Origin of the sequence: Lysobacter oculi (assembly GCF_003293695.1) — a bacterium.
In the GTDB taxonomy this organism is placed as follows: Bacteria; Pseudomonadota; Gammaproteobacteria; order Xanthomonadales; family Xanthomonadaceae; genus Solilutibacter; species Solilutibacter oculi.
In genome coordinates this window covers 2,258,368-2,280,793 of the sequence record NZ_CP029556.1, presented here as the reverse complement: position 1 = coordinate 2,280,793, position 22,426 = coordinate 2,258,368, and the positions used below count along the sequence as shown (strand labels likewise).

The following is a 22,426-nucleotide window of genomic DNA, read 5'->3' as shown; positions in this document are numbered from 1 at the left end:
TGGGGATGACGGCGGCAGGCTCGCATGGCGTCTGTTAAGAAAACATCGCGCCCGGATGAAGGATGCAGGTCGCGCTCACTGGCGGGGATCGCGCAACGCCGGAGGCGCGTCGATGCCCGGCGTCGCCCGCCACGGGTTGATGTCGAGGCCGCCGCGCCGCGTGTAACGCGCCTCCACCGACAGCCATTCGGGGCGGCAGCGGGCGTGCAGGTCGATGTGGATGCGTTCGACGCACTGCTCGTGGAATTCGCAGTGGTCGCGGAAGCTCACCAGGTAGCGCAGCAGGCCGGCGCGGTCGATGCGCGGGCCGCGATAGCCGATCACCACCGTCGCCCAGTCCGGCTGGCCGGTCACCGGGCAATTGGATTTCAGCAGTTCCGAATACAGCCACTCTTCGGCAATGTCGTCCGTGGCCGCGTGCAGGTGCGCGGCGTTGGGCGGGCCGTAGTCGTCGATGTCGATGTCGAGGCCGTCGATGCACGCCGCATCCCACGCTCCGGCCATCGGCGGCAGTCCGAAGGCCATCGTCACCGGCGCACCGGCGGCGGCCGAGAGATCGGTTTCGATGCGCGCCCGCAGCGCCGCGTCATCGCCCACCCGCTCGCGGTTGAACGAGTTGAGATAGAGCTTGAAGGACTTGGATTCGATCAGGTTCGGCGAATCCGCCGGCACCTGGAAGGTGGCGGTCGCGGCATGCGGCTTGCCACGCAGGTCGAGCCAGCCGAGTTCGTAGGCATGCCAGCGGTCGTGGCCGACGAAGGGCAACGCGGCGTCATCGACACCCAGTTCGGCGCGGGCACCGGCGCGCGGAATGGGGAACAGCAGGCCGGCGTCGTAGCGGTCGGGATAGGCGGTCTCGCGGCCAAGCAGGCTGCCGGCCGGGGTGTTGTGCGTGTTCATCGCGCCATTATCCGCGCTGCGCGTGCGTGCCGCCCGCATAATCCCGGCAGGAGGTGCGCATGCACGGTGGTGGTCTCGAACTCGCGTTGGTGTTCCTGTTGGCGGCGGTCGTCGCGGTGCCGGTGTTCAAGCGCTTCGGGCTGGGTGCGGTGCTGGGCTACCTGTTCGTCGGCGTGCTGCTGGGCCCGCATGCGCTGAAGGTGGTGCACGACCCCGAGCGCGTGCTGACCGCGAGCGAGATCGGCGTGGTGATGATGCTGTTCGTCATCGGGCTGGAACTGTCGCTGCCGCGGCTGAAGGCGATGCGTGGGCCGGTGTTCGGCATCGGCGGCCTGCAGGTCGCGCTGTGCACGTTGGCGCTGGGCGCGCTGGCGATGACCCAGGACATGGGCTGGAAGACCGCGCTGGTGATCGGCATGGCGCTGGCACTGTCCTCCACCGCGGTCGGCCTGCAGCTGCTGTCCGAGCGCGGCGAACTGCAGGCCCCGCACGGGCGGCTGGCCTTCGCCATCCTGCTGTTCCAGGACCTGGCGGCGATCCCGCTGCTGGCCGCCATCCCGCTGCTCGGCAGTGCGCGGGCGGCGATGGAAACCGGCTCGCCATGGCTGGCGGTCGCCAAGGGCGTCGGCGCGATCGTACTGCTGGTCGCCGGCGGACGCTTGCTGCTGCGTCATCTGTTCCGCATCATCGCCCGCACCCAGATGCCCGAGGTGTTCACCGCCGCCGCCCTGCTGGTGGTGCTGGGCAGTGCGTGGATGTTGCAGCTGGCCGGCCTGAGCGCCGGTCTGGGCGCATTCCTGGCCGGCGTCCTGCTGGCGGATTCCGAATTCCGCCACGAGCTGGAATCGCAGATCCAGCCATTCGAAGGCCTGCTGCTCGGCCTGTTCTTCATGGCGGTCGGCATGAGCATCGACCTGCGTGCGGTGGCCCAGGCACCGGGCTTGATCGCCACCGGCGTGCTGGTGCTGCTGGCGGTGAAGTTCACCCTGCTCACGCTCATCGGGCGCTTCCCCGGCAAGCTGGACGGGCGCGGCGCATTGCTGCTGGCCGGCGTGCTGGCGCTGGGCGGCGAGTTCGCCTTCGTGGTGTTCAGCGAAGCCGACCGCGCCGGGCTCATCGGCAAGGCCCTGCACGACCGGCTGACTGCGATCGTCGGCCTGTCGATGGCGGCCACGCCGCTGCTGGTGCTGGGCCTGGCCGCCGCGCTCAAGCACAAGCGCAGCGGCGCGCCCAGCCAGCCCTTCGACGCAATCCCCGATGACGCGCCGCAGGTGCTGATCGCCGGCTTCGGGCGCTTCGGCCAGATCATCGCGCGCATGCTGTTTTCGCAGCGGATCCGCTTCGTCGCCATCGACCCGGATGTCGAGCAGGTGGAGTTCTTCCGCCGCTTCGGCAACCCCATCTACTACGGCGACCCGTCCAAGCCCGATCTGCTGCGCGCGGCCGGCATCGACAACATCAAGGTGTTCGTGGTCGCGGTGGACAAGGTGGAAGACAGCCTGCGGATCGTCCGCCTGCTGCGGCGGATGCGGCCCGACGCCAAGATCTTCGTGCGTGCGCGTGATCGCGTGCATGCGTGGAAGCTGATGGATTTCGGGGTGAAGCCAATCCGCGAGACCTTCGGTTCCAGCCTGGAGATGGGCCGCGACGTGATGGTGGCGCTGGGCCTGCCGCGCGACCTGGCCGACGACCGCGCGCAGCGTTTCCGCGAACACGACGAACGCCTGCTGCGCGCCCAGCATCTGGTCTATGACGACGAGGACGCGCTGCGCCAGACCTCGCAGGAGGCGCGCCGCGAACTGGAGCAGTTGTTCGAGGCCGAACTGGGCGAAGGCCTGCTGGCCGAAGTCCTCAAGCGCGAGGACGCCGCGCCGCCGCCGTGATCAACGCGCCGGCGCGGCTTCCATGTAGTCCAGGCTCAGCTGCAGCATCGCGCGCACACCGAGATCCAACGCGGATTCGTCCAGCTTGAACAGCGGCGAGTGGTTGGACGGCGCGGTCAGCGGGTCGGTGCCGGGCGCGGTCGAGCCGACGAAGAAGAACACCGAAGGCACTTCCTTCGCGTAGTACGAGAAGTCCTCGGCGCCCATGATCAGCGGCGTCTCCACCACCTTGCCGGCGCCGGCCACCGCTTCCAGGCTGGGCAGGATGCGTGCGGTGAGCTCCGGGTCGTTGTAGGTGACCGGGTTGCCGGCTTCATCGCCGATCTCCAGCTTGCCGGTCGCGCCGTGCGCGTGGGCGACCGATTCGATCACGTTGCGCATGTCGTTGACGATGCGCCGGCGCTGGCCGTCGTCGAAGGTGCGCAGGGTGCCGAGCATCTTCACTTCATCGGGAATGATGTTGTTGCGGATGCCGCCGTGGATCGCGCCGATGGTCAGCACCGCCGGCAGCGCCGAGATGTCGGTACGGCGGCTGATGGTGGATTGCAGCGTGCCGATGACATCCGCGCCGGCGACTATGGGATCGATGCCGCCCCACGGCCGCGAGCCATGCGTCTGCCGGCCGGTGACCTGCACGCTGAAGAAATCGCTGGCGGCCATGAACGGCCCCTTGCGGTAGCCGATGGTGCCGGCCGGCAAGGTCGAGAACACATGCAGCCCGAACACCGCCTCGGGCTTGAAGTCCTTGAACAGGCCTTCCTTGATCATCAGCGGCGCACCGCCTTCCTCGGGCGGCGGCGCGCCTTCCTCGGAGGGCTGGAAGATCAGCATCACCTGGCCGGGCAGCCGGTCCTTCATCGACACCAGCGCCTCGGCCACGCCGAGCAGGATCGCGGTGTGTGCGTCATGGCCGCAGGCGTGCATCACGCCGGTCTGCTGGCCGTTGAAGGTGGTGGTCACTTTCGATGCGAACGGCAGGTCCACCTGCTCGGCCACCGGCAGCGCATCCATGTCGGCGCGCAGCGCGATCTTCGGGCCGGGCTTGCCGCCTTCTATGATCGCTACCACGCCGTGGTGCGCGATGCCGGTGCGCGGCTTGAGGCCGAGCCTGCGCAATTGCTCGGCCACCTTCGCGGCGGTGCGCTCCTCGCGGTTGGAGAGCTCGGGATGCTGGTGGAAGTCGCGTCGCCAGGCGATGACATCGGCCTGCACCTTGCGCGCGGCGGCATCGACATCGGGCCGGGTCTGCGCGAAGGCGCCCGGTGCGTGGAGGGCGGCGGCGATGCCGGCGGCGATCAGCAGAATGCGCATGGGCGTGGTCCGGTCAGGGCTGGATCGAGAACACCGCGGTCACGGTCTCGTTGTATTCGATTTCGGGCTTGAGGTAGCGGCCGGGCTGCGCGCGCGTGCCGCTGACTTCCACGCGGTCCAGGCTGGTGGCGCCATAGCGGTAACGCGCGCCCAGGTCGTTGTTGGCGCTGTTGATGCTGTACACCGCGCCGAGCTTGGCCCCGAAGCCGGCGGCCAGTTCGCGGGCGCGTTCGGTGGCGTTGCGCGCGGCCTTGGCACGCGCTTCCGCACGCAGGGCATCGGCGCGGCTGGATGTGAAGCGGGTGTCGCCGAAACGGTTCATGCCGGCGGCCAGCGCGTCATCCAGCAGCGCGTTGAGCTTGCCGATGTCGCGCAGCTTGAATTCCACCGTGCGCGATGCGCTGAAGCCGTTGGACACCCGCCGGCCCTCGTCATCGGTGTCGATGTCTTCGCTCAGGCGCAGGTCGGAGGCCTCGATGTCGGCCTCGGCCACGCCCTGTGCATGCAGGGCCGCGAGGAAGCGGTTGATCGCGACATCGACACGCCGCTTGGCTTCGGCCGGTTGCGCGGCATTGATTTCCACCGACACCGAACTCTCGGCCACATCCGGCGCCACCACCACCTTGGCCTGCCCGCTGGCGACCACATGCGGCCCATCGGGCAGCGGTGAATCGGCCCATACCGGCATCGCCAGCATCGCGGCCATCAGTGCCAATCCCTGCAGTACGCGCATCGCCAGGCTCCCCGTTGGAGCCCCGATGCTAACGCAGGTTCACCCGAACAACCGGCCCAGCGTGCGCTTCATCCAGCCACCCTGCTGGTGCTGCTTGCTGAAGCGGTCCAGATACCAGCGCACGTGTTTCGAATACGCCTTGTCGTCGCTGCGGATGTGGTTGAACAGCCAGCGCGCGAGCATGCTCTTCAACTCGCCGGCCACGTCGTCGCCGGCTTCGAAGCGCAGCTTGTACTCGCCGACGCGGCGCGTGAACATCTCGTGCACCCGCTTGTGCGCGGGACCGAGCGCGTAGCCGGCTTCCTCCATCAACTCTTCCTCGAACGCGAAGTGGGAGAGCGTGTAGTCGACCAGTTCCTCCAGCACCTCGCCGACTTCGGCGCGGCTGCCGCTCTCGTTGGCGTGGTGGAGCTGGTTGATGAGATGGACGATGCGGTGGTGCTGCTCGTCGATGACGTCGATCCCGGTATCGAGATCGGATTGCCAGATCAGCAGGGACATGCGGGTTTTCCGTGGGGACGGGCCCGCACTCTAGGGGCGATCCGTACGCCGCCTGTTGAGCCTGATCAAAAAACGCAGGCCTCCCGCGCGATGTCAGGTGAGGTGTTCGCTGGCCAGGTATTCGGCGCTCTGCATCTCGATGAGGCGCGAGGCGGTGCGCTCGAAGGCATGTGCCAGCCGCTCGCCGGCATACAGCTCAACAGGCGATGCGGCGGCGGTGCAGACCAGGTTGACGTGGCGGTCGTAGAACTCGTCAATGGCGGTAACGAAACGGCGCGCGGCATCGTCGTTGCCACCATCGAAGCGCGGGATGCCGCCGAGCAGCACGGTGTGGAATTCGTGGGCGATCTCGATGTAGTCGGCGGCGGCGCGCGGGCCTTCGCAGAGCGCATCGAAATCGAACCAGGCAAAGCCGTGGCAGCGGGCACGCACGCGGATCGGGCGGCCATCCACCTGCAGTTCGCCGGCCTTGGGCGCGACATGCGTGAGCGTCTGCCAGCGTCCGCTCAGCCAGGCGTCGCCGGCGTCATCGGCGGGCACGCGGTAGACCGGCGAACGGGTCAGTTCGCGCAGCCGGTAATCGGTGCTGGAAGCGATTTCCATCACCACGCAATGGCGCTCGATCAGGGCGATGGCGGGCAGGAAGCGCGCGCGCTGCAGGCCGTCCTTGTAGAGATTGGCCGGCACCGTGTTGGAAGTGGTGACCAGCACCACGCCCTCGGCGAACAGGCGCTCCAGCAGGCGCGACAGCAGCATCGCGTCGCCGATGTCGGTGACGAAGAATTCGTCGAGCACCAGCACGCGCATCTCGCGCCGCCATTGCTTGGCGATGGCCGCCAGCGGGTCGCGCTCGCCGGCATGCGCTTTCAGCTGGGCGTGGATCTCGCGCATGAAACGGTGGAAGTGCGCGCGTTGCTTCTGCGGGAAATCCAGGCTGTCGTAGAACAGGTCGACCAGGAAAGTCTTGCCGCGCCCCACGCCGCCCCACAGGTAGAGGCCGCGCGTGGCCGAAGCCTCATCACGACCGAACAGCCGGCCCAGCAGCCCGGTCGATCCCTGCGCCGTGCCGAGTGCCGCATGCAGGCGGTCGAGCTCCACCAGCACCGCACGTTGGGCGGGATCGTCCTGCCAGTCGCCGCGCGCGACGCCAGCCGCGTACAGCTCCGAGGGAAGCCCGGCCATCAGGCGTTGGCCGGTGCCGGCAGCCAGTGACGGGCGGTGTTCTTGATCACGCCGCGCAGGTCCACCAGCTTGCCGTGGAAGAAATGCGTGCAGGCCGGCATCTTCACCAGGGTGAGCTGCGGCGGCGCGAGCTTCTCCAGCCAGTCGTAGACGGCATGCGGGTCGACGATCTCGTCTTCCTCGCCCTGCACCACCAGCCACGGCATGGCCGGCGCGGCGTCGGCGAAATCCCAGCGCCCGGCCGGCGGCGCCAGCGAGATCAACGCGGCCGGCTGCAGCTCGGCGCTGGCGCGGATCGAGACATAGGCGCCAAAGCTGAAACCGGCCAGCCACAGGGCGGCATCGGGGCGCGCGGCGCGTACCCAGTCGGCGACGGCACGCAGGTCGTCGCGCTCGCCCTCGCCTTCATCGAACTCACCGGCGGAATTCCCGGTGCCGCGGAAATTGAACCGCACCGTGGTGATGCCGAGCTCGCGCAGGGCACGCGCGGCCATCGTCACCACCTTGTTGTTCATGGTGCCGCCCTCGGTGGGCAGCGGGTGGCAGACGATGGCGACCACCGGCTGCGCGGCGGCCTCCGCATCGGCTTCGGGATATTCGACCACCACCTCCAGCACGCCGGCCGGGCCGGTCAGGGTGAGCGATGTGTCGGCGTCGGGGAATGCGGGTTGCTGCGTCATCCGCGCATTTTAGCGGCGTGCGCCCGTGGCCCCATTCACCGGCTGCGCAGGCGCAGGTCGATCACCAGCGGATCGTGGTCGGAACTGCGCCAGGGCGTGGCCGGCGCATCGGCAGGTTCGGGCGCGTCCGGCTCGTCGGCATTGATGTGCCATTCCGCCGCACCCTGCAGGCGCGCCGCCAGCGCCGGGCTCAGCAGCGCGTGGTCGAGGCGGCCGATCTGGCCGTCATATACATAGGAATAGGGATCCGCGATGCCGGCTTCCTTGAAGGCGTCGCGCCAACCGGCTTCGCGCAGCCAGCGCGGCGGGTCTTCCATGGCATAGGCGTTGAAGTCGCCGAGGATCACCACCGGCGCGTCGAGCCGGGCACCGAGGCGCTGGCGCAGCCAGCCGTCGAGGCGGCGCGCGGATTCCAGCCGGCTGGCGTTCCAGCAGCCCTGGCCGTCGCGCTGGTCGGCATCGGCGCCCTTGGCATCGCGGCAGCCCTTCGACTTGAGGTGGTTGGCGACCACGGTGAACACCGGGCCGTTGCCGGCGCGGAAAGCCTGCGCCAGCGGCGGGCGGCTCAGGTTACGGAACGGGCCGCTGTCGAGCGTGGCCGAGCCACCGATCGGGCGCAGCTTCGAGGCGCGGTAGATCAGCCCGACACGGATCGCATCGGTGCTGGCATTGGCCGGCATCGGTACCGCGCGCCAGTCGCCGCCATGCGCGGCATTGAGCGCGGCGACCAATTGCGACTCGGAGGACAGCGGGCCGGCGCCATCGTTCTCCAGTTCCATCAGCGCCACGACATCGGCATCCAGCCCGGCCAGCGCGGCGACCCGCTTGGCGCGCTGCTGCAGGTATTCGGCCTGCGACTTCGCGCCGCGTTCGGTCGGGAAGCCGCCGCCTTGGCCGTCGCCGTTGAACAGGTTCTCGATGTTCATCGCGGCGATGCGCACTTCGCCCATCCGCGCGGGCGGCTGTGGCCGCGCGCCGGCCTGCACGCCCGGCGCGGCGGCCAGCTGCAGGCGGTAGCGGCCGGCGCGTTCGTCGACGATGCCGCTGACCGTGGCCAGCGTGCTGCCGGTGCGCGGGATGTCGCGGCTCATCGCGGTGCCGGCATTGGCGCGGGCATCGCCATCATCCAGCCACAGCATCCGCGCCCGGTTCTGCCGGCCCAGCGCGTTGGCGGCCTCGCCCGGCAGCGCGACTTCGGTCGGCGTCCATGGCCGGTCGCCCAGCGCCACCTGCCATTCGCCGAAGCGCGCGGCGTTACGGGTATCGACGAGCGTCAGCGGCGCATCGATCGCCACCGACATCGCCTCCAATGATTCCCATACCGCCGGATCGGCGGGCACGGCGGCCAGCCTTCGCGCGGTGGGCAAGGCCGCATCCGGCAGCCGCTCGACGCCGGCCAGTTCGATCACCGTCAGCGTGGTTCTGTCGCCGGCTTCGCGCTCGGCCACCGCGCCGCGCACGCGTACATGCGCGCCGACCGCGAGCGCGGGATCGCTGCCCGCCAGGAACACCGCATCCGAAGTCGCCTCGTCCCCATCACCCGCGCCCTGCAGCACCCAGCGGCCCAGGCCGGCGGAGAAATCCGCGCTGATGACGCCTTCCACCACCACCTCGCGCCCTTCCAGCGGACTGCGCGGGCCACTGCCCTGCACGGAACCGATGGCGATGGTCGAAGGCGCGGGCGGCAGGCTGGCGCAGGCCGCGAGGATGGCGGCGGCGAGCACGGCGGGAAGCGGACGGGTCAGGCGCATCGGGTGGGCGTCGGGTGGAAAGCGACAGTGTTCCATGCGCAGGCGGCGGGCGCATGGCCGCATCGCAGGGGCCCGGAAACGACAACGCCGCCCGGAGGCGGCGTTGCGGGGGTCGATGGCGGGCGGCTTACTTGCTCTGCCCGATCATCCACTCGACGGTGGCCTTGACCTGGTCGTCGGTCAGCGCCGGGTTGCCACCCTTGGCGGGCATCACGCCGCTGGAACCGGTGAAGCCTTCGATGGCCTTCTTGACCAGCTCGTCCGCGCCCTGGGCCGCCATGCGTGCGCCGATGCCGGCGGCGTCCAGCTTGGGCGCGCCGCCCGCACCGGAGGTGTGGCAGCCGGTGCACAGGCTGTCGTAGATGACCTTGCCGTCCATCGTGCCGCCGTATGCGGCATTGGACGAGGCGGCTGCCTTCATCGCCTCGGCGGCGGCCATCTGCTGGGCCACGCCGTCACGGCCGGCGTACACGGCGCCAACCGGCGCGATGCGCGCTTCGACCTGCGCCTTGGCCTGTTCGGTCTGCTCGTGCGGCAGCAGCTTGTTCAGATGGTGCGCGAACAGGATCAGGACCAGCGTCAGCAGCAGCAGGAAGCCGATGACCATGGAGAATTTCTTCAGGAATAGCGAGTCGCTCTTGTTCACGTGCTTCCATCCCGCACAGCCCGAGCGGCCATGCCTCAGCCCCGCAGTATAAAGGCCGGAGAAACCGCCCACCAGCGGGCCCGGCGGTCGCCCGGACGCGGGCTTTTGGGCTAGCGTGCCCCTGCGCCAGCGAGGCGCCATCGATGGGGGTTCTGGAATGCAGACGAAGAAATGGGCGGCCGAGTTCATCGGCACCTTCTGGCTGGTGCTGGGCGGTTGCGGCAGCGCGGTGCTGGCCGCGAAGTTCGGCGGCGACGGTAATCCACTCGGCATCGGCCTGGTCGGCGTGGCACTGGCCTTCGGCCTGACCGTGCTGACCGGCGCGTATGCGTTCGGGCATATCTCGGGCGGCCACTTCAACCCGGCGGTCAGCGTGGGCCTGTGGGCCGGCGGACGTTTCCCGGCGCGCGAGCTGCCCGGTTACATCGTCGCCCAAGTGCTCGGCGCGATCCTGGCCGGCGGCCTGCTGTACTTCATCGCGACCGGCAACGGCACGGCCATCACCCCATCGGCAGGGGGAGATGCGGCGACGGCCGGCACCTTCGCCAGCAACGGCTTCGACGCGCTGTCACCCGGCGGCTATTCGATGGCCGCGGCGCTGGCCTGCGAGATCGTGATGACCGCGATGTTCCTCATCATCATCATGGGCGCCACCCACAAGCGCGCACCGGCCGGCTTCGCGCCGATCGCCATCGGTCTGGGGCTGACGTTGATCCACCTGATCAGCATCCCGGTCACCAATACCTCGGTGAACCCGGCGCGCTCCACCGGCGTGGCGCTGTTCGCCGGCAGCGGCGCGATCTCGCAGCTGTGGCTGTTCTGGCTGGCGCCGTTCATCGGCGCGGTGCTTGGCGGCGTCATCTACAAATGGCTGGGTGCCGACGAACGCGGCTGACCGGTCCTGCCATGCCCCCGGCACCGCGGTTTCGCATCGCGGTGCCGAGCGGCTACACTTGCCGGCCCGTCGCGCTCACACACGCGGCGGTGCAAGGCGCCTGTAGCTCAGCCGGATAGAGTAGTGGCTTCCGAAGCCATTGGTCGGGGGTTCGAATCCCTCCAGGCGCGCCATCTCCGATGGCTTCCTTCCGTGATTTCCGGCCCTCAGGCGCAGCCTTCGGGCGCTCGGGTCTGCGCGAAGCGATGCTTCGCAAACGCAGCCCCTCTCCCCTCCAGGCGCGCCATCTTTGATGGCTTCCTTCCGTGATTCCCGGGCCATTGCAGCACGATTAGCATTCGTCGTTGCCGGGCGTCATCGGCACAGCACCGCGTCCGGCCTGAGCGACGCAATCGAACGGCACGAAAGCCGGCCAGCTTTCCCCCTCCCCATGAAAAAGCCCCGGCCAGTGGCCGGGGCTCCGTCGTCCATGACGATGTGTCAGTCCCTGGATCAGTACGTCGCCTTCAGGCTGGTGCCCGAGTAGCTGCTGTAGCCGCGGATCATCACGTGCCAGGTGCCGGCGGCCGGCGCGTTGAACGTGCAGGTCTCGGTGTTTGCCGGTGCGGTACGGACGGCAGCTGTACGAACTGGTCGTCGGCGCGCTGCCGAAACGCACGTACAGGTCGGCGTCACCGCTGCCACCCGCCATGGTGATGGTCAGCTTGCTGCGGCCGGCCGGCACCTGCACCGTCCAGCGCTTCTCGCTGCTGGCCGCGCCGGAAATGCCGGTCACGGCCACGCCGTTCTGCAGCACGGTCGGATCGTTCGGTTGCGGATCGGTGCCACCGCCGCCACCGCTGACCGCGGCCACGGCGGCCTTGGCATCGATCAGGCCTGCACCGCAGCCACCGGAGCATGCGCCGGGCATCGCGCGTGCGGTCGACTGCAGGATCTGCAGCATCTGCGCCGGCGTCCGCGGCGTGCTGGCCGCGGACTGGACCAGGGCCACGATGCCGGCCACGTGCGGTGCCGCCATCGAGGTACCGCTCATGTAGCTGTAGCCCTCGGTGGACGGCGTGGTGGTGCCACTGTTGACCGTGGACGCGATGCGGTCGCCCGGTGCGGTGATGTGGACGCGCGAACCGTAGTTCGAGTAGCTGGCACGCGCGCCCGTGGACGTGCTGGCCGCCACGTTGATGACGCCCGGGCAGTTGCCCGGCATGTGGTTGGCGGTCGTGCCTTCGTTGCCGGCGGCCGTCACCACGATGGTGCCGCGGCTGTTGGCGCTGGCGATGGCGTTGGCGTAGGTGGACGAACAGGTCGCGGCGACGCTCGACCCCAGGCTCATGTTGATGACTTCAGCCGGGTTGGCGTTGGCCGGGATGCCGCTCACGCTGCCGCCCGAAGCCCAGACGATGGCGTCGGCGATGTCCGAGGTGGTGCCGCCGCAGGCGCCGAGCACGCGCACCGGGACGATCTTGGCGTTCGGTGCCGCGCCCGCCACGCCGGTGCCGTTGTTGGTCACGGCCGCAACGGTGCCCGCCACATGGGTGCCGTGCCAACTGGAGTTCTGCGCGGCATGCGTGCCGCCGCACTGGTTGGCCGGTGACCCAGTCACCCTGGTCGGCCGGGTTGCTGTCGCGGCCATTGCCGTCGCGGGCAGCGGCGGAATCGGTGATGAAGTCATAACCCGGCAGCACGTTGGCGTTGAGGTCGCTGTGGCTGGTGATGCCGGTGTCGAGCACCGCGACCACCACGCCGGCACCGCGTGCCGTGTCCCAGGCCTGGTCGACGCGGGCGCCGCCGGTGCCGCTGGCGTAGCCGTACTGCAGGCCGTAGTGGGTGTCGTTCGGGGTCCAGCTCTTGACCATGATGTAGTCGGGCTCGACGTACTCCACGTTCGGATCGGCGGCGATGGCCTGCATCACGGCGGTGGCTTCATCGCGGCTCAGGCGGCGGTTGGGGCGCACAAGGTCGGAGCCGATGGCGAGGCGGCGCGAATGGCGCAGCGCGACCGGGTTGCCCTTGACGGCACCCCCGGCGATGCCACGGGCCATCGCGTTCGGCAGCATCGATTCGCTGCGGTCCAGCGCGCCTTGGATGAGGTTGGGGTTCTTGCGCTGCTCCGTGCCCGCCTTGTAGCGGACGATGAAGCCGTTGTAGCTGGCCGGGTTGTCGAGGCCGGCCGTCTTGATCTTCGCGTTCTGCGCAAAGACGGGGGCGATGGCCAGCGGGGAGAGGATGGCCGCGGTGGCCGTCGCAAGCAGGGTCTTGCGCAGGGACTTGCTGAAGTTCGTGGACATTAAGCGTCACCTTGGGTGCAGGGAAATCGGCTCGGGGATGTGCAGCCACGGGGCAGCGGGGGATTGCCCGTGCAATGGAGGGCGCCGACCTTAAGCCTCCATGAATGACTTATACGAACTTTTTCAAGTGTTAATTCGTGATCTGTTTCACAGAACAGAAACATAGATGAACAATATTGTTATGTTTTTGTTAGCAATCCAGCCCCAGACATGCGATTGCCTAGGGATTGCCTGCATCAGGCCGCCCGGTTGCCGCTTTCACGGATGTGCTGTGGAATAGCCCGTCCCCCGTCGAGGTGCAGAGGCATGAGTCGAGCGTCGAAATCGCGTATCGCTATCCGGCTGGGCAATCGGCGGCAGGCTGGCTTCACCCTCATCGAGATCGTGCTGGTGGTGATGCTGATCGGCGTGGTGGTGGCCTTCGCCGCATCGCGCATCCTCGGTGGCGGCGACCGCGCCAAGGTCGGCCTGGCCAAGGCGCAGATCCAGACCACGGCCGACAAGATCGAGCAGTTCAAGCTGGATGTCGGCCGCTACCCCGCGCAGCTCGACGAACTGGTCACCGCGCCGGCGGGCGGCAGCGGCTGGCTGGGCCCGTACGCCAAGGCGCTGGAACTCAAGGACCCCTGGGGCAATGCCATCGGCTACAAGGTGCCGGGCCAGGGCAAGCCGTTCGAGCTGACCAGTCTGGGCCGCGATGGCAAGCCGGGCGGTTCCAGCGTCGATGCCGACATCGCCAACGAATAAGGGTGGATGTGGAAGCCGGCGCGCCTGCGCCGGTTTCACCTTGCTGGAAATCCTGCTGGTGCTGGCGCTGGTCGCCGGCGCGATGACGATGATGGCCGCGGCCTTCACCCGCGGCAGCGACGGCCCGCGCCTGCGGGCGGCGACCGCGCAGATGGCCAATGGCCTGCGCGATGCCGGCGCCCGCGCGATGCTGGAACAGAAAGTGCAGCGCTTCGAGCTGGAATCGGCCGCGCACCGCTGGCAGGCGGCGGGTGGCAAGCCGCAGCCGGTGCCGGAGGCCATCGCGCTGTCGATGATCACCGCCGCCGAACTGCGCACGCCGCGTGGCGGCGCGATCCTGTTCTTCCCCGACGGCGCCTCCAGCGGCGGGCGCATCGAACTGTCGCAGGGCACGCAGGCGTGGCGGCTGGACGTGAACTGGCTAACCGGGCAGGTCAGGACGACCCGGGCCTCGACGCCGTGAGCGCGCCGCCGAAGCCACATCGCCATGCAAAAGAAGCCGGCTTCAGCCTGATCGAACTCATCGTCGCGTTCGCGCTGATGGCGCTGGTGCTGACCACGGTGCTGGCGGTGTCGGCACGCGCCTACCGGCAGATCGGCTGGTCGGGCTCGGCGGCGGAGGCGGCGCAATGGGCGCAGTCGCTGAGCGACGAGGCCGAAGGCCGGCGGCTGGCGCTGGGCCGCGAACACGGCAGCGTGCAGGGCGGCCGCTACCAGTGGTCGCGCGAGGTGGCCGAATACGCCGACCCCGAAGGCCTGCTGGTCGATGCCAACGGCCGCGCGCGGCTCTGGCAGACCACGCTGGAAGTGCAGTGGGATGACGGCGGACGCGCGCAGTCGGTGCGCATGGTCGGGCTGGTCAATCCGCCGCCGACCGCTTCCGGCCCGGTGCCCGGTGGCGATGCGGCGGGCGATGGGGGCGCACCGAAATGATCCGCCGGATGCGCGGCTTCACCCTGCTGGAACTGCTGCTGGCGACCCTGCTGCTGGCCAGCGCGATCGCGGTCACCGCGGCGAGCGTGCGCGGGATGTCGCGGGCGCAGGCACGCAGCGAGGCGCTGCTGGAAGCGAGCATGACCCGCAACGCCGTGGCCAGCCTGCTGCGCGGGCGGATCGGCGCGGCGATGGCGGTCAAGTTCGACCCCGGCGACGGCAGCGAGGCGATGTTCCTCGGCAACGCATTGCGGATGGAATTCGTCACCGAGATGCCGCCCTACCCCACGCTCGCCGGGCCGATGCGGCAGGTGATCGAAGTGCAGTCGGCGGGTGCCGGCCAACTGATCTGCGTCGCCACCGGGCCGCGCGGCGTGCCGGGGCTGGCCTGCGCGCCGGACGAGCGCACCACGCTGGTGGCGGACTTGGCCCGCGCGGAATTCCGCTATCGCGGGCGTGACGAGGACGGGCGGCCCGGACCGTGGCTGCCGGAATGGAAACGCAGCGACATCCTCCCGGAATGGATCGAAGTGCGGATGACCGCGCGGCCGGGCGAACCGGAATGGCCGCTGCTCGATGTGCGCATCCCGCTCGCGGTGAACCCGGTGCCATGAGGACGATGACGAGGCGCCTTTGCCGGGGATTCGCGCTGCCGCTGATGCTGTGGCTGATCGCGATCCTGATGACGATGGTCGCGGTGCTGGCGTATTCGGCGAAGGTCGGCCACATCGAGGCGCGCGCGCAGTTCGACCGCGTGCAGGCCGAAGCCGCCGCCCGCGCCGGCATCGCCTACGCGGTGGCGCGCAATGACCGCGCGCTGGGCAGCGAGGCGTGGGGGCCGTCGATGACGCCGCACCGCCTGCAACTCGACGGCTGGGACATCCAGATCACCTTTCGCGACGAAGCCGGCAAGTTCGACCTCAACCAGGGCGACCCCGACCTGCTGGCCGCGCTGATGCAGGCCAGGCAGGTGCCGGCCGAACAGCGCGCGCGGATCGTCGGCGGGCTGCAGGCGCTCCGGCGCGACAACACCGGCATCGCGCCCCCGCTGCCGGCGGTCCCCGGCGCACCGCCACCGGTGACCGGCGTGGTGCGGACGATCGCCAGCGTGTCGGAACTGCGGCAGTGGCCGGGCGTCAGCGCGGACACCCTCGCGCGGATCGGCGGCGAACTCACCGTGCATGGCAATGCCGCGCAACCGGAATGGCGCCTGGCGAGTCCGGCGATGCGCGAGGCACTGGCCGCGATCGGGCGCGCCGGCGCCGACACTTCGCCCGCCGCCGGACCCGAATTCGGCAGCGGAACTTATGCCATAGAATCGATTGCTCGCCGGCCCGGAAGACCTCCCGGCCGCGTTTTCGTCGTGCTGCGCGCCTTCCCGCGCGCGAGTGGCGGCATGGCTTCCGTCTGGCTCGCTTGGGAACACGGTTCATGGGGGCAGTAATTCCGGCACCGCCGGCAGGACGTTCCAGCAGTGCGCTCGGCGGGCTGCATCGCCTGTTCGACGCATGGGGCCACGGCCTGCGCCTGGCGCTGCCCGCGACATTGCGGCAACGCTGGTTCCCGCTGCCGCCCGGCGTCTGGCTGAAGCTGGAAGGCGACACGCCGCAGGCCTGGGTCGGGCGCCGTGACGAAGCCGCGCCGGCCACCGCATCGGAGGTGGATGCCGAAGCCGTCCTCGCCCGCCATCCCGACCTGCCGCGCTGGCTGCTGCTGTCGCCGCCCAATGCGGTGCGTTCGATGTTGAACCTGCCGCAGGCCGCCGATGGCCATCTGCATGAAGCATTGCGTTACGAGATCGACCGGCAGACGCCGTTCACCGCCGCCGATGTCACCTGGGACGCGCGCACGCTGTCGATCGACCCGGTCGCCCGGCAGCTCCGCGCGGAACTCGTCGCCGTGCCGCTGGCGCGCCTCGCGCCGCTGCTGGCGCGCGCGCAGTCGCTCGGCATCGTGCTGCAGGGGGTGGATGTCGCCACCGACGCCGGCATGCCTTCCGGCGTCAACCTGCTGCCGATGGATCTGCGGATGCAGCCGGTCAACCGCTGGCGGCGCCGCAACCTCGTCCTCGCCGCGATCGCGCTCGGGCTGGTGATCGTGGCCGGCTTCGGCTCGATCCAGCGCGAGAAGGCCCGCGCCGCCGACATCGACACCCAGCTTCGGCAGACGCGCGACGAGGCACGACGCGTGTCCGAACAGCGCCAGCGGCTGGCCGACCTGACCGAGGGCGCGCGCCAGATCCAGGCGCAGCGCGAACGCCGCGCACCGCTGTCGGCGCTGCTCAATGAACTGGGCGAGCGGCTGCCGGCCAACAGCTATGTCGAGCGCCTCGCGGTGCAGGGCACGCAGCTGCAGATTTCAGGCGTGTCGCCGCAGTCCACCCGGCTGGTGCCGGCGCTGCAGGGCAGCCCGTTGTGGCGCGATGTGGCGATGTCCGGCGCGGTCGCGGCGGATGCCGGCAACGGCGGCGACCGCTATACCGTGTCGATGCGTCTGCTTCCGCCTTCGAACGAGGCCGCGCGATGACCGCCGTCGCGCCCGCCCTCTCACCCATCGAACGCCGCCAGCGCAACGTGGCGGTGTTGATGCTGGCGATCACGCTGGCCATCGCCATCGGCCTGCTGCATGCGCTGTGGTGGCAGCCGTGGAGCGCCGCCCGTGCGCAGGCCAACCAGCTCGCCGAACGCCAGGCCCGCGCGCAGGCGCTGGTGGCGCAACGCGGCCCGATCGAAGCCGCGCTGCTCGCCGCCGAAGACGCATCGCGCCAGCAACCGCTGTGGCTGCCCGAAGGCAGCGTCGCGCAGGCCATCGACGGCATCGCCCAGCGCGTGGACCAGTCGGTGGCGATGGTCGGCGGCGAAGGCCAGCGCTGCCGCGTGCAGAGCCGCAACCCCACGCCGGTCGCCAGCGACCCGCGCCGCGCCACCCTGGTGCTGCGCCTGCGCTGCGGCAATGCCGAGCTGCTGCAGCTGCTCTATCTGCTCGAAAGCGGCCAGCCGGCGTTGCTGGTCGATGACCTCAACATCTCCGCGCCGCCGCAGTACCCGGGCGCCATCCTAACCGGCCTGGCCGGCGTGCTGGATGTCGGCCTGAGCGTCAGCGGCCAGGTGCAGCCGACGGCGTCCGCCGGGGACGCGCCATGAGTGCCGTGTCACGCATGCCGGTCTCGACGCGGCTGTGGTCGGCCGTCGTGGTCGCCGCCGCCGCGTTCTGCGGCTGGGCGCTGCTGTGGCCGGCGCCCGCGCAGGACGGGGTCGATGCCGGCGCCGGCACCCTGCCGGTCTATCCGCAGGTCAGCGCGCCGCCGATGCAGGCTCCCAACCCCGCCGATGCCGCCTGGGCGCGTCCGCTGTTCTTCAACGACCGCAATCCGCGTGTCGCCGCGGTCGGCGACGAAAGCGGCATCAGCGGCGACAACGCCAACGGCTTCATGGCCACGCTGACCGGCATCGTGCGTTCGCCGGGGCTGGAACTGGCCACGCTCTCGCCCGGCCAGGGCGGCGGCAAGCCGCTGCGCGTGCGCCTGGGGGATGAAGTCGAAACCCAGCCGGGCTGGCGGCTGGTCGCGCTCGGCCCGCGCACGGCGACGTTCCGCAACGGCGAGCAGGAACAGGTGTTGAAGCTGGAAGCCCGCAACGCGCTCAACGCGCCGCCGCCGGCCGCCGCGCCGATGCAGGGCAGCGAACCGCGCGCCCCTGCGCCGCCGCCGCCCGCCACCCCCGGCATCACCGGGCAGGCCGGCGCCGCCGTGCCCGTGCCGCCCAATCCCGCCACCGACGCCGCCGAAACCCCCGAGCAGCGCCAGCAGGTGGAAGCGATCCGCCAGCGCATACAGGCACGCCGCCGGCAGATGAGCCAACCTGCCCCACCTTCCCCCTCTCCACGCCCGCCGCATTGAGCGCGCACGAGTCCCGCCGATGACCATTCGCTTCACTGCCCCGCTTGCCCTTGTCCTCCTCGCCGGTTGCGCCACCGCGCCCGTGCCCGAGATGCGCCGCGACGCCGACCTGAGCCGCAGCACCGGCGTGGCCGGCACGCAGGCGCCGGCGATGCCGCAGGAAAGCGTGCTGCTGGAAGGCGACGCCAGTCCGCGCCCGGTGATCCGCCGCGGCAACGGCCGGGCCATCGCGCCGCCGTCGGCGCCGGCGCTGAGCGGCCCGGTGAAGGGCCGCGGCGGCACCTCGCTGGTGTTCCAGGACGAGCCGATCCAGTCGCTGGTCGCGGTCATCCTGGGCGACATGCTGGGCCAGAACTACGTCATCGCGCCCGGCGTGCAGGGCACGGTCAACATCAACACCCCGCGCCCGGTGACCCAGGCCGAAGCGCTGCGTCTGCTGGAAAGCGTGCTGGGCTGGAACAACGCGCGGCTGATCTGGGCCGACGGCCGCTATAACATCGTGCCGGCCGACCAGGCGGTGTCGTCGGGCCTGCTCGCGCCTTCGGTGGCCGGTGGCAACGGCAGCTCGCGCGGCATCGGCTACCAGGTGCGCCCGTACGAGCTGCGCTACATCTCGGCCACCGAGATGGAAAAGATCCTCAAGCCGTACGCGCGGCCTTCGGCGATCGTCAACGTGGACGGCGGCCGCAACATCATCACCCTGGCCGGCACCCCGACCGAGCTGGAGAACTACCGCCGCACCATCCAGACCTTCGACGTGGACTGGATGGCCAGCATGTCGGTGGGCGTGTTCCCGCTGCAGAGCGGGCGCGCGGCGCAGGTGGTGAACGACCTGGAGCGCGTGTTCGGCGAACAGAGCCGCACGCCGGTCGCGGGCATGTTCCGCTTCATGCCGCTGGAGGCGTCGAACTCGGTGCTGGTGATCGCCTCGCAGCCCAACTACCTCGACGACATCCAGCAGTGGATCGACCGCATCGACGGCGGTGCCACCGGCGGCCGGCTCTACACCTACGAGCTGAAGTACGTGAAGGCGCGCGAACTCGCGCAGCGGCTGGCGGAGGTCTTCGGCGGCACCACGGCGCAGGCCGGCGCGCAGCCGCCGAGCCTGATGCCCGGCCTCACCCCGACCGAGATCCGCGACACGCCGGTCTCCGCCGACAGCGGCACCAGCAATGCCACGGTCGGCAACACCGGCGCGGCGGGCGGCGGCTTCAACGGCCAGATGCAGCTCAATCCGCAGACCCAGGGCGGCAGCGGCGCGGTGCGCCTGCAGGTCAACGGCGACCAGGTCGGCGTGGCGGCGGTGGAGGAAAACAACGCGCTGCTGGTGCGGGCCTCGCCTTCGGCATGGAAGTCGATCCGCGAAGTGATCCAGAAGCTCGATGTGATGCCGCTGCAGGTGCACATCGAGGCGCAGGTGGTGGAAGTGAACCTGACCGGCGACCTGCGCTACGGCGTGAACTGGTATCTGGAAAACGGCATCACCGATCCCGCCATCCGCGCCGCGGCCGCGCAGAAGCAGGGCTTCGGGCTGGTCGGCGGCAGCATCATCGGTGACGGCAGCGGGCTGGCGCTGAGTTTCCTCGGCCACAACGTGGCGGCGCTGCTGACCGCACTCGACAAGGTCACCGACCTGCGCCTGCTGCAGACGCCGTCGCTGATGGTCAAGAACAACGCGGAAGCCACGCTCAACGTCGGCAGCCGCATCCCGGTGGCCTCGGTCACGGTCAACCCCGGCACCGGCAACACGCCGACCTACAGCCAGGTGCAGTACCTCGACACCGGCACCATCCTCAAGGTGCGCCCGCGGGTGACCCGCGACGGCATGGTCTTCCTCGACATCGTGCAGGAAGTCAGCAGCCCGGGCAGCGTGGCCGACATCTACGGCAACGTGCGCATCAACACCCGCCGCATGAAGACCGAGGCCGCGGTGCAGAGCGGCGACACGGTGATGCTGGCCGGCCTGATCAGCGACGAGGCCTCGAAGGGGACGTCCGGCGTGCCCTTCCTCTCGCGGCTGCCGGTGGTCGGCGGGCTGTTCGGCGTGCAGAGCGACCGCTCGGCGCGCACCGAGGTCATCATCCTGATCACCCCGCGCCTGATCCGCGACCCGGGCGAGGCGCGCGCGCTGACCGACGAGTACGGCCGCCGCTTCAAGGGCCTGGAACCGATCCGCCTGCAGCAGAAGCCGAAACGCTGAGCCCCCGCCCGGATCCGTGAAGCCGTTCACGGGAATCCGGGTGCCCCATGCGTCGTCAGGAATGTGCAGGCGGGGTGAAATCGCCTAGCATCCGTCGTACAGGGGCAACGTGTGTGGGGAAATAGTGCATGGCCCTGTGTCGTGGCTCGCGTAGCCTTGCTTTGGTTGTCCTGTCCGTCGCGCTGGCCGCCTGTGGGGGTGGAGGTGGCGGCGGTGGAAGTCCGGGAAGCGGCACGGGCGGCACGACGCCCCCGCCCCCGCTCACGCCGCCACCCGCCTATGCGGACATCCCCCAATCCGATGCGGAAGCCGCGCGCTTCCTGACCCAGGCCACCTTCGGGCCGACCCGCGCCGAGATCACCCGGCTGCGGCAGATCGGCTACACGCGCTGGCTGGACGAGCAGCTCGACCCGGTGCGCACGCCGCCCACGCTGATCCTGCCGCACATCCAGAAGATGACCGCGGCCGGCACGCTGACCTACCAGGAGCGCCGCAACTACTGGCTGTGGCAGGCCACCAGCGCGCGTGACCAGCTGCGCCTGCGGATGGGCTTCGCGCTCAGCCAGATCATGGTGGTGTCGGACATCGACTACAACATCCGCAGTTTCGACCGCATCACCGACTACCAGGACCTGCTGGACCGGCAGGCCTTCGGCAGCTACCGCGAGCTGCTGGAAAAAGTGACGCTGCACCCGGCGATGGGCACCTACCTGAGCCACCTCGCCAACCAGAAGGCGGTCACCTACAAGAATGCCCAGGGCGTCACGGTGAACGTGGTGCCGGACGAGAACTACGCACGCGAGGTGATGCAGCTGTTCTCGATCGGCCTGGTCGAACGCAACCCGGATTTCAGCGCCAAGCTCGACAGCGCCGGCAACACCATCCCCACCTACACCCAGGACCAGGTCAAGGGCATGGCCCAGGTGTTCACCGGCTGGACCTGGGCCGGCAACACCGATGCCAAGTACTGGAGCTGGGCCGGCCACGACAACGACTACCGGCCGATGGAATGCCACCCGCTGTACCACGAGGACAAGCCGAAGACGATCTTCCGCGGCATCGTCATCGACCGTGGCAGCGACTGCCGGGCCAGCCTGGCGCAGACGCTCGACGCGCTGGCTGCGCATTCCAACGTGGCGCCCTTCATCAGCCGCCAGCTGATCCAGCGCTTCGTCACCAGCAACCCGAGCCCGGCCTACATCGGGCGGGTGTCGAAGACGTGGACCGACAGCAACGGCAACCTGGGCCAGGTGCTGCGCGCGATCCTGCTCGACGTGGAGGCACGCGTGCCGCCGGCCGCCGGCGATGCCGCCTTCGGCAAGGCGCGCGAACCGCTGATCCAGCTGACCACGCTGTGGCGCGCCTTCGATGCCAGGTACCTGCCGATGCCGAGCGGGGAATACCGCTTCCGCCTCAACAATTCCTGGGACTTCACCCAGTCGCTGCGCCAGGATTCGCTGCGTGCGCCGTCGGTGTTCAACTTCTACGAACCCGACTACCGGCTGCCGGCCAGCGGCGGCGTGCCGGGCATCCATGCGCCGGAGTTCCAGCTCTACAACGAGGCCAGCTTCAGCAGCATCTTCAACCAGCAGTCGGAAGGGGCCTGGACCAGCTTCAGTCCCACCCCGCCCACGGCCAACACGCCGGGCCCGGTCCTCGACAGCACGGCGCTGCTCGCCCGCGCCAATGCCGGCGACCACGCGGGCATGGTCTCGCTGATCGACACGCTGCTGTTCTACGGCACGCTATCGCCGGCCACGCGCACCACGATGGTGTCGATGCTGGACCAGCTCAAGACCGCCAACCGTTCGCCCGAGGAGTGCGTCACCTCGCTGGTGCAGCTGGCGATGGCCGCCCCCGAATTCGTCGTGCAACGCTGAG

20 protein-coding genes, 1 tRNA gene and 1 pseudogene are annotated in these 22,426 nt (G+C 69.7%); 13 read left to right on the top strand and 9 right to left on the bottom strand.

Annotated features, from left to right (window positions below):
• Positions 1-75: 75 nt before the first annotated feature.
• Complete coding sequence (gene queF / locus DCD74_RS10985; protein WP_112927348.1) at positions 76-900, bottom strand: NADPH-dependent 7-cyano-7-deazaguanine reductase QueF; 825 nt, start codon at positions 898-900, stop codon at positions 76-78.
• 59 nt (positions 901-959) lie between these two features.
• Between queF and DCD74_RS10980 the strand changes: the two genes are divergently transcribed.
• Positions 960-2,783, top strand: a complete 1,824-nt coding sequence (locus tag DCD74_RS10980) for a monovalent cation:proton antiporter-2 (CPA2) family protein (RefSeq protein ID WP_112927347.1) — start codon at positions 960-962, stop codon at positions 2,781-2,783.
• Here DCD74_RS10980 and DCD74_RS10975 read toward each other — a convergent pair whose 3' ends face one another.
• The 7 genes from DCD74_RS10975 to DCD74_RS10945 form a co-directional block, all read right to left on the bottom strand.
• Complete coding sequence (locus DCD74_RS10975; protein WP_112927346.1) at positions 2,784-4,094, bottom strand: amidohydrolase; 1,311 nt, start codon at positions 4,092-4,094, stop codon at positions 2,784-2,786.
• A 13-nt stretch (positions 4,095-4,107) separates the two neighbouring features.
• Positions 4,108-4,827: an SIMPL domain-containing protein gene (locus DCD74_RS10970; protein ID WP_112927345.1), complete on the bottom strand. Its 720-nt coding sequence runs from the start codon at positions 4,825-4,827 to the stop codon at positions 4,108-4,110.
• A 39-nt stretch (positions 4,828-4,866) separates the two neighbouring features.
• Positions 4,867-5,328: a bacteriohemerythrin gene (locus tag DCD74_RS10965; protein ID WP_112927344.1), complete on the bottom strand. Its 462-nt coding sequence runs from the start codon at positions 5,326-5,328 to the stop codon at positions 4,867-4,869.
• Positions 5,329-5,421: 93 nt separating this feature from the next.
• Complete coding sequence (zapE, locus tag DCD74_RS10960; protein WP_112927343.1) at positions 5,422-6,510, bottom strand: cell division protein ZapE; 1,089 nt, start codon at positions 6,508-6,510, stop codon at positions 5,422-5,424.
• Positions 6,510-7,190, bottom strand: a complete 681-nt coding sequence (locus DCD74_RS10955; protein WP_112927342.1) for an alpha/beta hydrolase — start codon at positions 7,188-7,190, stop codon at positions 6,510-6,512. Before DCD74_RS10955 ends, zapE begins: the two co-directional genes overlap by 1 nt.
• A gap of 35 nt (positions 7,191-7,225) precedes the next feature.
• Complete coding sequence (locus DCD74_RS10950) at positions 7,226-8,941, bottom strand: ExeM/NucH family extracellular endonuclease (RefSeq protein ID WP_112927341.1); 1,716 nt, start codon at positions 8,939-8,941, stop codon at positions 7,226-7,228.
• 127 nt (positions 8,942-9,068) lie between these two features.
• Entirely contained in the window at positions 9,069-9,548 is a 480-nt protein-coding gene (locus DCD74_RS10945) for a c-type cytochrome (RefSeq protein ID WP_112927812.1), read from the bottom strand.
• A gap of 196 nt (positions 9,549-9,744) precedes the next feature.
• On the opposite strand from DCD74_RS10945, the gene aqpZ reads away from it, so the two are divergent.
• Together aqpZ and DCD74_RS10935 are read left to right on the top strand one after the other, a co-directional pair.
• Positions 9,745-10,482, top strand: coding sequence for an aquaporin Z (gene aqpZ, locus DCD74_RS10940; RefSeq protein WP_112927340.1), 738 nt, complete (start codon positions 9,745-9,747; stop codon positions 10,480-10,482).
• 96 nt (positions 10,483-10,578) lie between these two features.
• Positions 10,579-10,655 (top strand) — tRNA-Arg (locus DCD74_RS10935).
• A 319-nt stretch (positions 10,656-10,974) separates the two neighbouring features.
• Here DCD74_RS10935 and DCD74_RS10930 read toward each other — a convergent pair.
• Positions 10,975-12,767, bottom strand: a pseudogene (locus tag DCD74_RS10930) (S8 family peptidase).
• A gap of 306 nt (positions 12,768-13,073) precedes the next feature.
• Between DCD74_RS10930 and gspG the strand changes: the two are divergent.
• The 10 genes from gspG (at position 13,074) to DCD74_RS10880 (ending at position 22,425) form a co-directional block, all read left to right on the top strand.
• Positions 13,074-13,514, top strand: coding sequence for a type II secretion system major pseudopilin GspG (gene gspG / locus DCD74_RS10925; RefSeq protein WP_112927339.1), 441 nt, complete (start codon positions 13,074-13,076; stop codon positions 13,512-13,514).
• A 40-nt stretch (positions 13,515-13,554) separates the two neighbouring features.
• On the top strand, positions 13,555-13,977 hold the full coding sequence (locus DCD74_RS10920) for a GspH/FimT family pseudopilin (RefSeq protein ID WP_162615996.1): 423 nt from the start codon (positions 13,555-13,557) through the stop codon (positions 13,975-13,977).
• The gene (locus tag DCD74_RS10915; protein ID WP_162615995.1) at positions 13,974-14,447 is read left to right on the top strand and encodes a type IV pilus modification PilV family protein; all 474 of its coding nucleotides are present in this window, start codon (positions 13,974-13,976) and stop codon (positions 14,445-14,447) included. Before DCD74_RS10920 ends, DCD74_RS10915 begins: the two co-directional genes overlap by 4 nt.
• Before the next feature lie 8 nt (positions 14,448-14,455).
• Entirely contained in the window at positions 14,456-15,061 is a 606-nt protein-coding gene (locus DCD74_RS10910) for a prepilin-type N-terminal cleavage/methylation domain-containing protein (protein WP_162615994.1), read from the top strand.
• 5 nt (positions 15,062-15,066) lie between these two features.
• Positions 15,067-15,891, top strand: coding sequence for a type II secretion system protein GspK (locus tag DCD74_RS10905; protein WP_162615993.1), 825 nt, complete (start codon positions 15,067-15,069; stop codon positions 15,889-15,891).
• A complete protein-coding gene (locus DCD74_RS10900; protein WP_162615992.1) occupies positions 15,879-16,973 on the top strand; it encodes a PilN domain-containing protein in 1,095 nt (364 codons plus the stop codon). The genes DCD74_RS10905 and DCD74_RS10900 overlap by 13 nt, the downstream gene beginning before the upstream one ends.
• Positions 16,970-17,590, top strand: coding sequence for a type II secretion system protein GspM (gene gspM / locus DCD74_RS10895; protein ID WP_112927333.1), 621 nt, complete (start codon positions 16,970-16,972; stop codon positions 17,588-17,590). Before DCD74_RS10900 ends, gspM begins: the two co-directional genes overlap by 4 nt.
• On the top strand, positions 17,587-18,345 hold the full coding sequence (locus DCD74_RS10890) for a hypothetical protein (protein ID WP_162615991.1): 759 nt from the start codon (positions 17,587-17,589) through the stop codon (positions 18,343-18,345). The genes gspM and DCD74_RS10890 overlap by 4 nt, the downstream gene beginning before the upstream one ends.
• Positions 18,346-18,364: 19 nt before the next feature.
• Positions 18,365-20,545, top strand: a complete 2,181-nt coding sequence (gene gspD, locus DCD74_RS10885; RefSeq protein ID WP_112927331.1) for a type II secretion system secretin GspD — start codon at positions 18,365-18,367, stop codon at positions 20,543-20,545.
• 161 nt (positions 20,546-20,706) lie between these two features.
• Positions 20,707-22,425, top strand: a complete 1,719-nt coding sequence (locus DCD74_RS10880) for a DUF1800 domain-containing protein (RefSeq protein ID WP_162615990.1) — start codon at positions 20,707-20,709, stop codon at positions 22,423-22,425.
• Position 22,426: the final 1 nt, after the last annotated feature.